Genomic DNA, 11,884 nt, shown 5'->3' with positions numbered 1-11,884 from the left:
GGTTCATGATCGTGCTGCTCCTCGCCGCGCAAGCCGCGACTCCCGCCGCCCCCGCACCAGCGGCGTCGACGTCCTTTTCGATTCTGCAGCCCGTCGCGAACGAGCCGTGCACGCGGCGTGGCAAGGCGGTCGATCCCAACGACATCGTCGTGTGCGGCAAGCCGCTGCCGTCGCAGGCGCTGCCGTATCCCAACGAGGTTGTGCTCAACGAGCCCAAGCCGTCCAATCCGTATCTGACAGGCGCGGGCGCGATGGCGGTCGAGAGCAGTTCTCCCTGCGCGACGATGCAGCGCGGCTGTGCCGGCGGCGTGCAATTCTTCGAGGGCGGGACGCAGGTCGTGCGGCTGATTCAGAAAATCGTCGCGCCTGACAGCTGCTGCGAGCGGCCGGGCGAGTCGAAGGATTTCCTGATGCTCGTCGGCGATGCCGCGCACGGCGTCGGGCGGGTTTTCAAGAAGAAGCCCGACAAGTCAGGGCGCGTGGCGATTGCGCTCGATGACACGCCGCCGAAATCGGTGATCTTGCCGTAAGCGCTGCCTGCGTGCGCCACCTCCGTCACCCCGGGCTCGCCTCGAGGTGACGGTCTCTTGGACTCGCCGCAGGGGCGAACCTTAGCCCAGGATATGCATCCACAACGGCTGCCCGACGAGGCTCTGCGACCCGCGCAACCGCTCGAGCGCCTGCGCGACGCTGCGCTCCGGCCCCTCGTGCGTCACGATCGCGACGAGCACCGATCCATCGGCATGCGCGCCGCGCTGCATCAGGCTCTCGATCGAAACGCCCGCGTCGCGCATCGCCGCGGCGATCTCGGCAAGCACGCCGACGCGATCGGCGACGGTGAAGCGCACATAGGCGCGGCCGCGGCGTTCACCGGCATCGGCCGGACCCTGCGCGGTCAGCGCATCGGCGGGCATCGCGAAGGCGGGACCAAATTCGCCGCGCGCGATGTCGATCAGATCGGCGACGACCGCCGACGCGGTCGGCCCGTCGCCTGCACCGGCGCCCTGGAACAGCAACCGCCCAACGAAATTGCCTTCGGCGACCACCGCGTTGGTCGCGCCGGTGACATGCGCGAGCGGATGGCTGACCGGTACGAGATGCGGATGGACGCGCTGGAACAGCCCGCCGGGCCCGGCCTCGGCAAGTCCGAGCAGGCGCACGCGATAGCCGAGGGCCGCCGCCTCGGCGATGTCGGCGGCGAGCACGTGCCGGATGCCGGTCGCTGCGACGTCGCCGAACGCCGGCTGCGTGCCGAAGGCAAGGCTCGCGAGCAACGAGAGTTTGTGTGCCGCATCGACGCCGTCGATGTCGAAGCTCGGATCGGATTCGGCAAATCCGAGCGCTTGCGCCTCGGCGAGCACGTCGGCAAAATCGCGGCCCTCGGCTTCCATCTTCGACAGGATGAAATTGCAGGTGCCGTTGAGGATGCCGTAGACGCGCTCGATCTCGTTGGCGGCGGCGCCTTCGCGCAAGCCCTTGATCACCGGAACGCCGCCCGCGACCGCCGCCTCGAACTTGAGCGCCACGCCGGCCGTTTCGGCGGCACGCGCGAGCTCGAGCCCGTGATGCGCCAGCATCGCCTTGTTCGCGGTGACGAAGCTCTTGCCCGCGCCAAGCGTGGTGCGCGCGAGCGTGAGGGCCGGGCCGTCCGACCCGCCGACGAGCTCGACCACGACATCGACATCGGCATGCGCGAGCGCCGTCGTGTCGTCGACCCATTCGAATCGGCTCATGTCGACGCCGCGATCCTTGCTGCGATCGCGTGCCGAAACCGCGACGATCTCGATCGGCCGCCCTGCGCGGCGTGCGATCAGCGCGCCGTTGGTGTCGAGCAAGCGGATCACGCCGCCGCCGACAGTGCCGAGCCCGGCGAGCGCGATGCGGAGAGGTTTGGTCATAGCAGTCACACCTTCGTCTCCCCGGACTCGTTCCGGGATCCCCCGACCAGCGAGCACGCGGGATGGGGCGCGCAGCGATCGCCGACTGCGCTAGCGGAGGAGTGGACCCCGGAACAAGTCCGGGGTGACGCGGAAGGCTATTTCTTGACCAGGCCGATCTCGACGAGCCGCTCGTGCAGATAGTCATGCGCGGTGATCGGCGTCGGATAGCAGTTGGGCCGTTCCGCCGTGATCGTCGAGGGCAGCGTCTCGATCAGGAAGTCGGGGGCGGGGTGGAGGAAGAACGGCATCGAGTAGCGCGAATGCCCGCGCCGCTCGGGCGCCGGGTTGACGACGCGGTGCGTGGTCGAGGGCAGGACATGGTTGGTCAGCCGCTGCAGCATGTCGCCGACATTGACGACCATCGCGCCCTCGGGCGGCTTGATCGGCAGCCATGCGCCTTCCTTGGTCAGCAATTGCAGCCCCGCCTCCTCGGCACCGAGCAGCAGCGTGATCAGGTTGATGTCTTCATGCGCCCCGGCGCGCACCTCGGCGGCGTCGGCGGGGACGGGCGGATAGTGCAGCAAGCGGAGCACCGAATTGCCGTCCTTGACGGCATGGTCGAACCAGTCGGGCGCGAGTCCCAGATGCCGTGCGATCGCCGACAGCAAACGGTCGCCCGCCACGTCGAGCGCGGCGAACAGTTCGATGAAGGTTTCGCGGAAGCCCTCGGGCTGCTCGGGCCAGACGTTGGGCGCCATCTGCGCCTCGAAGCGGTGGCCCTTCGCCAGCTCGCGGCCGACGTGCCAGAATTCCTTGAGATCGACATGCGTCGCGCCCTTGGCGATCTCGGTCTTGAACGGCGTATAGCCGCGCGCACCGCCGCCACCCGTGCTGAAATAGCTGCGCTTGGTTTCCTCGGGCAGCGCGAAGAACGCCTCGGTCATCGCCCAGGCGCGCGCGATCAGATCGGCGGGGACGCCGTGATCCGACACGACGGCGAACCCGAACCGCTCGAACGATTCGCCCAGCGCCGCGGCAAAGGCGGTGGGATCGGCCGCCTCGTCGGCAAGCGACAGCGGCGGGACTTCGGCGGTGGGGGTGTCGAGCATGAGACGCGTCCGTGATACTGGCAAAGCGCGAAGATAGCGCCGATTTGCCGCCGCGTCAGCCCCGCGGGGATCCTCGAGCCGCCTCTGCGTGCCGAGGAACGCGGATCATCCCTAGCGAATCGGCTCGCAGGCGATTCCATCGGAGTCGCCATCCATTTTGGGGCGGTAGCCCGGCTCTCCGGCATAGATCGGGGCGGTGCCGGCAGCGCGCGCAGCGTTGCAACCGCCCCACACGTCGCCCGGCTGCGGCGCGCGGGAACGCCGCAGCTCCGCTTGCACGGCCACGGGTTTGACCGCTGCCACGATCCTGGCGCGCCCGTCGTCGTGGAAGGCGAGCGAGCCCGTGCCGCCTATTCCGCCAGGCGCTGCCGCAACGCTTACTATCGTGCGTGTGCCGCTGCGACCCGTACCCGGGTCGGGCGTCTTCGCCGGTGCGGATCGCGCGCGGACGGGTTTCCGGAGGCTGATCGAGGTCGTGTGGCGGCGAACCATGAAGCAGCGGTTTCGAGCGGCACGGGAGTCGTGGCAAACCGATTGGACGAAAGTCCGACCGCAAATGTCGCTGACCGCTCGAGGTCGGTCGCAACGGATCGCGTATGTCGCCGAGGCGACGACGCGACCCGCCACAGTGTGGTCAAGTCTAGCGTATTACGACGCCAGATTCTCCATCACCTTCTTGTGCAGCCACACGTTCATCGTCGCGCTGTCGTTGGTATCACCGGTGTAACCGAGCTCGTGCGCGAGCGAAGTCCGATTTTCGCGGCTTGGGTCGAGATCTAGCACCTTCATCAGATCGACGATTGAAGTCTGCCAGTTGAGCGGCTGGCCTTTTTCGGCCGCCTTCTGCGTCAGCACCGCGTTTACATCGATTTTTTCGGCTGGCGCTGCCGAAACGGGGGCGGGAGCGGGGGCTGCAGCCGGGGCGGGCGCGGGTGCAGCCGGGGTCTGCGGTGCGGCGGGGGCCGCCTGTGTTGGGGTCGGAGCCGGTGCCGCCTTATGACCCCAGATCGCGTCCTTGATCATGCCGAAGATGCTCATCGTCTCGTTCCTCTCTCGTTGAACCTCGATAATGCGCCGCCAACGTGTCCGTTCCGCGACGATTGCAGCACCGTCCGGACCAACTGCACGCTTTGCGGGGTGACCCGCGCGGCCGACTCGGGCATTGCGCACGCCATGTCTGCTGCCCCGCCACGCCCGATGATGGACTCGCCGCCGCTGCGGCTGGTCGAGTTCGTTCCCCTGATTGCATCGCTGATCGCGCTGGCCTCGCTCGGCATCGACACGATGCTGCCCGCCCAGCCCGACATCGCGCGGCGGCTCGGCGTCGATGCGATTGTCGATGCGCCGCTGATCATCACGGTGTTCGTCATCGGGCTCGGGATCGGGCAGTTGATCCACGGGCCGCTGACCGATCGCTATGGACGGCGCCCGGTGCTGATCGTCGGGCTGATCCTTTTCATCATCGGCAATCTCTGCGCCGGGCTGGCGAACAGCTTTACCCTGCTGCTGACCGTACGCTTCCTCAGCGGGCTCGCCATCGCCGCGAGCCGCGTGGTGACGATCGCGCTGATCCGCGATTGCTTTTCGGGCCGCGCGATGGCGCAGGTGACGAGCCTCGCCTTCATGGTGTTCATGGCGGTGCCGATCGTCGCGCCGAGCATCGGACAGGCGATCCTGCTGATCGGATCGTGGCGGCTGATCTTCGAGGTGATCGCGGGGGGCGCGTTGCTGTGCCTGATCTGGTTCGTGTTGCGCATGCCCGAGACGCTGCGCCCCGAAAACAAATCTCCGCTGTCGTTCAAGACGACGCTGGCCGGCTGGCGGCAGACGCTGTCGGACCGCTACTCGGTCGGCTACACGATCGCGGCGCTCATCGCGCAGGGCGCGATCTTCGGCTATCTCGGGTCGATCCAGCCGATCATGGAGCGTGTGTTCCACCGCCCCGAATGGCTCGGCGGGGTGTTCGCCGCCTCGGCGGGTACGATGGCGGTGGCCAATCTGCTCAATTCGCGGATCGTGATGAGCCTCGGCATGCGGCGCATCTCGCAAACCGCGCTGGTGGTGATGATCCTCTCGTCGGGCACCGGCGCGGTGGTCGGCTGGTTCGGCGACGAACCGCTGCTCGTCTTTGTCGTGCTGCAGGCGATCACGATGGCGTGCTTCGGCCTCGCCACGTCGAACATGTCGGCGATGGCGATGGAAAATATGGGCTCGATCGCCGGCGTCGCGTCGAGCGTGCAGGGATTTTTCGGCATCACGATGGGCGCGATCGTCGGTTGGGCGATCGGCCGCAGCTTCGACGGAACCACCGTGCCGCTCCATCTGGGCTTTCTGGTGGCAGGCATATCGGGTATCGTGATCGCAGCGATCGTCGAGCGCGGGCGGTTATTTCGCCCGAGTTGACGCAGTTTAGTCGGCATAGCCGGAACCGTTCCCCGCTTGCACGGTTCGCTGATGAAACGATCCCGCATCCTGCGGGGCCGTCGGGAGAGCGAAGATGAGCATCGGTGGACATCAGGTGCCCGGCGAGGGCACGGGCGACGACGGGTTCGACGAAGAGGGCTATGACGAAAGCCAGCGCGCGGAAATCCTTGAAGTCACGCGCGACGGGCCGAGCGACGGCACGCTGTTGACCGATATCAGCCCCGATATCGCGTCGAGCGACGATGACGATGACGACGATCTCGAAATGGAAGACGACGAGGTCGGCGAGGAAGACGACGACGCCGACGAGAGCGACGACGATGCGGACGAAGATGACGTCCAGGACGAACTCGACGACGACACCGTCGACGACGATGCATTGAGCGACCGCAACGACGCCGCGCTGCGGCCCTGATCTCGCGCCGCGGACGGGAACGCTTCGGCTTCCGTCCGCGGCCGATACGCGAGCACCAATCGGGAGGCATCCGGCGTTTGGCACGCTTCGGCGTGTCGGATCAGGTGGACAGGAACGGGCCGACACACGCGACGTTGACGGGTACGCTTCATCCTGTTCGGCGAGTATCTGCCATGAAACGCCTGCTGACCCTTTCCCTGCCGCTCGTCCTGGCAGCCGGCTGCACCGAGAAGCCGTCGACCCAGAGCAACAGCATCGACATCAACGCCGCGGCGATGCGGGCGCAGAATTCTGTCGATGCCTATGATTCGAACGATCCGGTCGACGTCGGCGAACCCGATGCCGTGCCGGAACGCGACGCAGACGCGAATGGCGCAGAGCCGACACCGCTCGATCCGCCGGCGCCGGGGACGCCGGGTGGGCTCCCCGATGATCGCACACCTGTGGCCGAAACGGCGTTCACCCCCGACAGTGCGCAGGGTGCGGCAAATGTCGTCCAGACCTATTACGCCTTGCTCGGCGAACGGAAATACGCGGCGGCATTCGCGCTGCGCGACCCGAACGCTGGCGACGCCGCGGCCTTCGCCGCCGGATTTGCCGGGTACAGCGAATATCACGCCAATGTCGGCGCGCCCGGGCCGATCGACGCAGGCGCGGGCCAGCGGTATGTCACGGTGCCGGTACAGACGTACGCCCGGCTGAAGCGCGGTGGCACCCCGGTCTACGAGATCGGATCGGTCACGCTGCATCGCACCGGCGACATCGACGGTGCGACAAAGACGCAACGGACATGGCGCATCCGCTCGATCAGCCTGACGCCGGCCCCCAAGCGCTAGGGCGGGGGCCTCCGTGGTGGATCGGCACCGCGATCATTCTTGCCGGATGGCGTTGGCCAGAACCGCCAGATCGTCGGTGTTGACCGCCACCCCGGTTGCATCGGTATCGGCTGCTTGGGGCACTGGAATCGCGGCGTGTCGCACCGCCGCCGGTGGGCCCAAGCCGACGATATCGACCGCGGTCCATAGGATCCCGGCGGCCCACAGCACGGCAGCCCAACGGCTGAGGAAAAGTTTGCGGAACGGCACCGCGCGACGCTACGCCGCGGCAGTTAACAAGCCGCTCGCGACTGGAGTAACCGTCAGGGCGCCTCGGCGTCCGGATTGCGCTCGGCGGTCTCGGCGGCCTTGACCATCGTCTTGGCGGATTGCCGCGCGGCGTCTGGCGTCAGCGACGCGGCGAGACCGTCGGGGCCATCGAGAATCACTTCGCCATGCTCGGCGGCGGCCTCGATCGGAACATCACACGGTAATCGGGCCACATTGCTTCTCCAACACTGGACAAAACGCAAACATCCAGCGCATGTTCCCGCGCCGTGGAGGGGGCCATGTATACAGATCTGTTCCTGAAGACCCATCGTGTGCCGGCCATCACCGCCGACGAGCAAGCCGCGCTCGAAGGGGCGTCCGTGCGCACCGTGACGTACAGCGCCAAGCAGATCATCGTGCGCCAGCAGACTCCGCTGACGCAATGCACGCTGCTGCTCGAAGGGTTTGTCGAGCGCTACAAGGATACCCCCGAGGGGCGACGGCAGATCCTTGCGATCCATATTCCGGGCGATTTCGTCGATCTGCATTCCTACCCGCTCAAGCGGCTCGAACATTCGGTCGCGGCGCTGACCGATGTGCGCGTGGCGCTGTTCCCGCATCCCGAGATCCGCGCGCTGACCAAGGCCTCGGCGACGCTCACCGAATTGCTGTGGCGCTCGACGCTGGTCGACGCGGCGATCAACCGCGAATGGATCGTCTCGATCGGCGCGCGCAGCGCCGCAATCCGGCTCGCGCATCTGTTCTGCGAGATGTACGTGCGGCTCGAGCGGATCGGGCAGGCGCCGACGACGACCTTCCCGCTGCCGCTGACACAGGTCGATCTCGCCGATGCGACGGGCCTGACCGCGGTCCACGCCAATCGCATGCTACGGCAGTTGCGCGAACGCGGGATGGTTGCGTTCCGCCAGGGCGAGGTCGAGATCCTCGACTGGGATGCGCTGCGGCGTTTCGCCAAGTTCGATCCGGCGTATCTCTTCTTCGATTGACGCCGCGCGCCGGACGCAATGGAAGACGTGGCCGCCCGTGCTCTAGGGGGACGCCGTGCGGCCACGCCTCCCTGTGCGAAAAGGTATCTCTATCAGATCGGTAGGCAATAGCGTTGCGACCAAGCGATGGCGGCGTGCGACAGGCCGGATCGGCCCTGTTTTTCCGGGAATTGCCGCGCCTAGTCGCGTGTCGTCGTGCGCGTAAATGCGGATGCCCCTTGCGGTCGAAGGCGACTTCGCGTTGGAAGCAGGGATGCCCAAGCTCCGCGCAGACCAACTCCTCGTCGATCGCGGCCTTGCCGAGAGCAAGACGCGTGCGCAGGCGCTTATCATGGCCGGACTGGTCTTTGCCGGCGAGCGCAAGATCGACAAGCCGGGGCAAGCCATCGGCGACGATGTCGTGCTCGACGTGCGCGGGCGCGATCACCCCTGGGTTTCGCGCGGGGGGATCAAGCTGGCGCATGGCCTCGATACCGTCGGTTGGGATGTGACGGGGGCGGTGGCGATCGATGTCGGGTCGTCGACCGGTGGCTTCACCGACGTGCTGCTCCAGCGCGGTGCGGCGCGCGTCTATGCGGTCGACAGCGGCACCAACCAGCTCGCCTGGAAATTGCGGCAGGACCCGCGCGTCATCGTCCACGAACAGACCAGCGCGCGGATCCTCACCGACGCGCACATTCCCGAACCGGTCGATCTGATCGTGTGCGATGCGAGCTTTATCGGTCTCGCCAAGGTGCTCGAGGCGCCGCTGCGCTTCGCCAAGCCTGCAGCAAAGCTGCTCGCGCTGATCAAGCCGCAGTTCGAGGCCGGGCGCGGTGAGGTCGGCAAGGGCGGGGTGGTGCGCGATCCCGCGATCCACGCGCGCGTCTGCGACGAGGTGGCGTCGTGGATCGTCGCTCGGCAATGGTCCGTCGCGACGATTGTCGAAAGCCCGATCACCGGGCCCGAGGGCAATGTCGAGTTCCTGATTGCTGCAATGCGAGACAGTGCGTCGGCAATGCCTTGAAATTAGCAGCTACACGCGGCGGATTCTCCTATATGGCCGATACGGGCTGTCATATCGGGAACGACATGGCGCAAAACGAGGCGGGAAGGGCGTAAGGCTTGAGAGAGATCGCATCGCAGCAACAATTGCGTCTGGCTTTCCTGCGATGGGCGGCAGTGACGGTGCCGTTCATCCTGTTGTTGGGGTTTGGCGCCGCACGGCTGGCGCCGGCGGGGTCGCAGAACGCCTGGTATGCCGCATTGCTCAAACCGCGCCTGACTCCGCCCGACTGGGTCTTTCCGGTCGCCTGGACGACGATCTACATCCTGCTCGGGCTCGCGCTCGCGATGATCCTGCATGCACGCGGCGCGCGCCTGCGAACGCTGGGGCTTGTGCTTTTCGCGGTCCAACTGGTCGTGAACCTGACCTGGTCGCCGGTCTTCTTCGGGATGCATCAGGTCGCGGTGGCGCTCGGTATCGTCACCTTGATGGCCGCGCTGACGCTCGTCATGGCGTTCGTGTTCGCGCGGATCCGCCCGCTGGCGGCGGTCTTGCTGGTTCCCTATCTCGCCTGGCTGGTGGTGGCGTTTTACCTCAACTATGCGATAATGGACCTGAACCCCGGCGCGGAAACCCTTGCGCCGTCGGCGTCCACCACCCAAATCATCAAGCTCTGAAGCGACTGGATTTTCGGCTCATGCAATCCGACAACAAGATTTTCGACGATTTCGCCAAGCTCCTCAACGGTGCCGCCGGGACGCTTGCCGGCGTTGGTCGCGAAGCCGAAGCCGGTGCGCGCGCGCGCGCGCGTGAGTGGATCGGCGGGCTCGATTTCGTCTCGCGCGATGAGTTCGACGCGGTCAAGGCGATGGCGGCGGCGGCGCGCGACGATGCCGACGCTTTGCGCGCACGGCTCGATGCGCTCGAGGCGAAGCTTGCCATTTCCCCAAAGGCGGAAGGCTGATCCGATCTTTTCCACAGATTTCTCGACGCTTGGGTCCTCTGTCTGGCGTGCTGCCTGTTGTGTGGCTCCCACATCCTGTAATGCGGGGGCGGGAGCTTTCTTGTGATGCTTGATGAAGCCGATTTCGACCGAGACGATGCCGCGCCCATCGACATGCTCGAAATCTATTTTGCGGCGCATGGCTGGGAGCATGAGCGCCAGGACGACGAGGTCATCGCGAAGGTCAAGGGCAGCTGGACGCAGTATGAACTGCGCGCGCTGTGGCGCGAGGAAGACAGCGTCATCCAGTTCCTGGCGTTTCCCGATATCCGCGTCGCTGACGATCGCCGCAGCGCGATCTACGAGGCGATCGGGCTGATCAACGAGCAGCTTTGGGTCGGGCATTTCGAACTCTGGTCGTCGAGCGGGATCCTGCTCTATCGCCATGCCGCGATGATCGAGGGGCCGACCGATTCCGGGGGCGGGACGATGTCGCTCGGCGCCGCCGAGCTGCTGGTCGAAAGCGCGATCGACGAGTGCGAGCGCTTCTACCCGGTGTTCCAGTTCGTGCTGTGGGGCGGCAAGACTCCCAAGGAAGCGCTCGCTGCGGCAATGACCGAGACGCAAGGTGAAGCGTGACGATCCGTCGCGTCTGGATGATCGGATGCGGTAACATGGGCGGCGCGATGCTGCGCCGCTGGGTGGCGAGCGGCGTGCTGGCCGGCGATCAGGTCGATGTGGTCAACCGCGCTGACCGCGGACTGCCGGAGGGCGTGCGGCAGGCGCGCGATCTTCCGAGCGGTGCTCTGCCGGACGCAGTGATCCTCGCGATGAAGCCGCAGCAGATCGATGACGTAGCGAGCCGGTTTGCGGCGCGGCTCGCCGGCGCGCCGATGCTCATCTCGATCCTGGCGGGGGTTGAGGAGCCTGCGCTGGCGGCGCGTTTCGACACCGGCGCGATCGTCCGCGCGATGCCCAATCTTCCCGTCGCGATCGGCAAGGGTGTGGTCGCGCTTGATTCGGCGAGTGCCGACGCGCCCATGCGGGCTGCCGTGGCCGCGCTGATGGCGCCGCTCGGTTTGGTCGAATGGGTTGCCGCCGCGCAGTTCGATGCGGTGACCGCGCTGGCCGGCAGCGGGCCGGCTTTCCTGTACCGCTTCATCGACGCGCTGGCCGTAGCCGGCGTGGCGCAGGGTTTGCCGGAAACGCAAGCCGAGCGCCTCGCGCTGGCGACCGTAGAGGGGGCGGGGCTGTTGGCGGCGGCGGCCGAGGTCGGGCCGGGGGCGCTGGCCGATCAGGTTGCCAGCCCCGGCGGCTCGACGCGGCGTGGGCTCGATGTGCTCGACGAAGCGCGCACTCTCGAAATGCTGCTGACCGAAACGATCGCGGCGGCAACGCGGCGGAATGCAGAAATGGCGGCAGCGGCGCGAGGTTAAGCGGCTGCCCGGATCATGGTGATATCGCAAATCGTCGGTTGGCGACGACGCCGGCGACGTTACCCGCGCAATCCCGAAAGGCGTGCGAGATCATCCTCGCCGATCATGCCTTCGAGCACCGACCAGAACCCCGTCACCGACTGCTGCCCGGCGCGCGCATACGCAGCGGCCCAGTGCTGGCGCACGGTCTCGAACAATTCGGTCTCGAGCGCCGCGCCCTCGGGCGTCAGCCGCAACAGCCGCTGGCGGCGGTCGCGCTCGCCAACGCGCGTCTCGACCATCGCGCGGTCGACCAGCTCGTTGAGCACGCGACCAAGCGACTGCTTGGTGATGCCGAGCAGGCCGAGCAATGTGCTCACCGTCAGATCGGGATGGCGCGCGATGAAATAGATCGCGCGGTGATGCGCGCGCCCGAGACCGATCGCGGCGAGGCGCGTCTCGGTCGTGCGCGCAAGCGTGCTCTGCGCGAAGTACATCAGCTCGATCCCGCGCCGAATCTCGGGTTCGCGCAGGAACAGCGGTGAGGCGGAGGCGATTGCTGTGGCCATTGTTGACCGCCTTTGGCGCACCCCGTACACGCCTTCAATCCCCAAATTGTAA

The 11,884-nt window shown here is 66.7% G+C and carries 17 protein-coding genes; 10 read left to right on the top strand and 7 right to left on the bottom strand.

Annotation, left to right across the window (positions count from 1 at the left end):
• The first annotated feature begins 5 nt into the window (after window positions 1-5).
• Window positions 6-530 (top strand): hypothetical protein, encoded by a 525-nt coding sequence (locus ACVWYO_RS01590; protein ID WP_457348464.1) that lies wholly within the window; start codon window positions 6-8, stop codon window positions 528-530.
• Between the two features lie 81 nt (window positions 531-611).
• Here the strand turns inward: ACVWYO_RS01590 and ACVWYO_RS01585 are convergent, their stop codons facing one another.
• The 4 genes from ACVWYO_RS01585 to ACVWYO_RS01570 all read right to left on the bottom strand — a co-directional run bounded on the left by ACVWYO_RS01585 (window position 612) and on the right by ACVWYO_RS01570 (window position 4,027).
• On the bottom strand, window positions 612-1,898 hold the full coding sequence (locus ACVWYO_RS01585) for a homoserine dehydrogenase (RefSeq protein WP_457348463.1): 1,287 nt from the start codon (window positions 1,896-1,898) through the stop codon (window positions 612-614).
• Window positions 1,899-2,035: 137 nt separating this feature from the next.
• Window positions 2,036-2,989 (bottom strand): isopenicillin N synthase family dioxygenase, encoded by a 954-nt coding sequence (locus ACVWYO_RS01580; RefSeq protein WP_457348462.1) that lies wholly within the window; start codon window positions 2,987-2,989, stop codon window positions 2,036-2,038.
• Window positions 2,990-3,100: 111 nt separating this feature from the next.
• On the bottom strand, window positions 3,101-3,481 hold the full coding sequence (locus ACVWYO_RS01575) for an excalibur calcium-binding domain-containing protein (protein WP_457348461.1): 381 nt from the start codon (window positions 3,479-3,481) through the stop codon (window positions 3,101-3,103).
• Between the two features lie 156 nt (window positions 3,482-3,637).
• Window positions 3,638-4,027, bottom strand: coding sequence for a DUF3597 domain-containing protein (locus ACVWYO_RS01570; RefSeq protein WP_457348460.1), 390 nt, complete (start codon window positions 4,025-4,027; stop codon window positions 3,638-3,640).
• A gap of 135 nt (window positions 4,028-4,162) precedes the next feature.
• On the opposite strand from ACVWYO_RS01570, the gene ACVWYO_RS01565 reads away from it, so the two are divergent.
• The 3 genes from ACVWYO_RS01565 (at window position 4,163) to ACVWYO_RS01555 (ending at window position 6,664) form a co-directional block, all read left to right on the top strand.
• Window positions 4,163-5,392 carry a multidrug effflux MFS transporter gene (locus ACVWYO_RS01565; RefSeq protein ID WP_457348459.1) on the top strand — a complete coding sequence of 410 codons (1,230 nt, stop codon included), beginning with the start codon at window positions 4,163-4,165 and terminating at the stop codon, window positions 5,390-5,392.
• Window positions 5,393-5,486: 94 nt separating this feature from the next.
• Window positions 5,487-5,828, top strand: coding sequence for a DNA primase (locus ACVWYO_RS01560; RefSeq protein WP_457348458.1), 342 nt, complete (start codon window positions 5,487-5,489; stop codon window positions 5,826-5,828).
• 173 nt (window positions 5,829-6,001) lie between these two features.
• A complete protein-coding gene (locus tag ACVWYO_RS01555; RefSeq protein WP_457348457.1) occupies window positions 6,002-6,664 on the top strand; it encodes a hypothetical protein in 663 nt (220 codons plus the stop codon).
• A gap of 33 nt (window positions 6,665-6,697) precedes the next feature.
• Here the strand turns inward: ACVWYO_RS01555 and ACVWYO_RS01550 are convergent, their stop codons facing one another.
• Both ACVWYO_RS01550 and ACVWYO_RS01545 read right to left on the bottom strand, forming a co-directional pair.
• The gene (locus ACVWYO_RS01550; RefSeq protein ID WP_457348456.1) at window positions 6,698-6,913 is read right to left on the bottom strand and encodes a hypothetical protein; all 216 of its coding nucleotides are present in this window, start codon (window positions 6,911-6,913) and stop codon (window positions 6,698-6,700) included.
• Between the two features lie 53 nt (window positions 6,914-6,966).
• Complete coding sequence (locus ACVWYO_RS01545) at window positions 6,967-7,146, bottom strand: hypothetical protein (protein ID WP_457348455.1); 180 nt, start codon at window positions 7,144-7,146, stop codon at window positions 6,967-6,969.
• A gap of 66 nt (window positions 7,147-7,212) precedes the next feature.
• On the opposite strand from ACVWYO_RS01545, the gene ACVWYO_RS01540 reads away from it, so the two are divergent.
• The 6 genes from ACVWYO_RS01540 (at window position 7,213) to proC (ending at window position 11,284) form a co-directional block, all read left to right on the top strand.
• The gene (locus ACVWYO_RS01540; RefSeq protein ID WP_457348454.1) at window positions 7,213-7,920 is read left to right on the top strand and encodes a Crp/Fnr family transcriptional regulator; all 708 of its coding nucleotides are present in this window, start codon (window positions 7,213-7,215) and stop codon (window positions 7,918-7,920) included.
• A 253-nt stretch (window positions 7,921-8,173) separates the two neighbouring features.
• Window positions 8,174-8,926, top strand: coding sequence for a TlyA family RNA methyltransferase (locus ACVWYO_RS01535; protein WP_457354825.1), 753 nt, complete (start codon window positions 8,174-8,176; stop codon window positions 8,924-8,926).
• Between the two features lie 98 nt (window positions 8,927-9,024).
• The gene (locus tag ACVWYO_RS01530) at window positions 9,025-9,582 is read left to right on the top strand and encodes a TspO/MBR family protein (RefSeq protein ID WP_457348453.1); all 558 of its coding nucleotides are present in this window, start codon (window positions 9,025-9,027) and stop codon (window positions 9,580-9,582) included.
• 20 nt (window positions 9,583-9,602) lie between these two features.
• Complete coding sequence (locus ACVWYO_RS01525; RefSeq protein WP_457348452.1) at window positions 9,603-9,869, top strand: accessory factor UbiK family protein; 267 nt, start codon at window positions 9,603-9,605, stop codon at window positions 9,867-9,869.
• 105 nt (window positions 9,870-9,974) lie between these two features.
• Window positions 9,975-10,487, top strand: a complete 513-nt coding sequence (locus ACVWYO_RS01520; RefSeq protein ID WP_457354823.1) for a YbjN domain-containing protein — start codon at window positions 9,975-9,977, stop codon at window positions 10,485-10,487.
• 17 nt (window positions 10,488-10,504) lie between these two features.
• Window positions 10,505-11,284 carry a pyrroline-5-carboxylate reductase gene (gene proC, locus ACVWYO_RS01515; protein WP_457354821.1) on the top strand — a complete coding sequence of 260 codons (780 nt, stop codon included), beginning with the start codon at window positions 10,505-10,507 and terminating at the stop codon, window positions 11,282-11,284.
• Window positions 11,285-11,343: 59 nt separating this feature from the next.
• Here the strand turns inward: proC and ACVWYO_RS01510 are convergent, their stop codons facing one another.
• Window positions 11,344-11,832, bottom strand: a complete 489-nt coding sequence (locus ACVWYO_RS01510; protein ID WP_457348451.1) for a MarR family winged helix-turn-helix transcriptional regulator — start codon at window positions 11,830-11,832, stop codon at window positions 11,344-11,346.
• Window positions 11,833-11,884: the final 52 nt, after the last annotated feature.

The organism is Sphingomonas sp. UYP23 (genome assembly GCF_054059235.1).
The sequence above is the reverse complement of the archived record's forward strand: the minus strand, read 5'-3'. Positions and strand labels throughout refer to the sequence as shown.

Bases quoted from the DNA above. Each gene is read 5' to 3' on its own strand.
- ACVWYO_RS01590 (WP_457348464.1), top strand. From the start codon at position 6: ATGATCGTGCTGCTCCTCGCCGCGCAAGCCGCGACTCCCGCCGCCCCC.
- ACVWYO_RS01585 (WP_457348463.1), bottom strand. From the start codon at position 1,898: ATGACCAAACCTCTCCGCATCGCGCTCGCCGGGCTCGGCACTGTCGGC.
- ACVWYO_RS01580 (WP_457348462.1), bottom strand. From the start codon at position 2,989: ATGCTCGACACCCCCACCGCCGAAGTCCCGCCGCTGTCGCTTGCCGAC.
- ACVWYO_RS01575 (WP_457348461.1), bottom strand. From the start codon at position 3,481: ATGGTTCGCCGCCACACGACCTCGATCAGCCTCCGGAAACCCGTCCGC.
- ACVWYO_RS01570 (WP_457348460.1), bottom strand. From the start codon at position 4,027: ATGAGCATCTTCGGCATGATCAAGGACGCGATCTGGGGTCATAAGGCG.
- ACVWYO_RS01565 (WP_457348459.1), top strand. From the start codon at position 4,163: ATGTCTGCTGCCCCGCCACGCCCGATGATGGACTCGCCGCCGCTGCGG.
- ACVWYO_RS01560 (WP_457348458.1), top strand. From the start codon at position 5,487: ATGAGCATCGGTGGACATCAGGTGCCCGGCGAGGGCACGGGCGACGAC.
- ACVWYO_RS01555 (WP_457348457.1), top strand. From the start codon at position 6,002: ATGAAACGCCTGCTGACCCTTTCCCTGCCGCTCGTCCTGGCAGCCGGC.
- ACVWYO_RS01540 (WP_457348454.1), top strand. From the start codon at position 7,213: ATGTATACAGATCTGTTCCTGAAGACCCATCGTGTGCCGGCCATCACC.
- ACVWYO_RS01535 (WP_457354825.1), top strand. From the start codon at position 8,174: ATGCCCAAGCTCCGCGCAGACCAACTCCTCGTCGATCGCGGCCTTGCC.
- ACVWYO_RS01525 (WP_457348452.1), top strand. From the start codon at position 9,603: ATGCAATCCGACAACAAGATTTTCGACGATTTCGCCAAGCTCCTCAAC.
- ACVWYO_RS01520 (WP_457354823.1), top strand. From the start codon at position 9,975: ATGCTTGATGAAGCCGATTTCGACCGAGACGATGCCGCGCCCATCGAC.
- proC (WP_457354821.1), top strand. From the start codon at position 10,505: ATGATCGGATGCGGTAACATGGGCGGCGCGATGCTGCGCCGCTGGGTG.
- ACVWYO_RS01510 (WP_457348451.1), bottom strand. From the start codon at position 11,832: ATGGCCACAGCAATCGCCTCCGCCTCACCGCTGTTCCTGCGCGAACCC.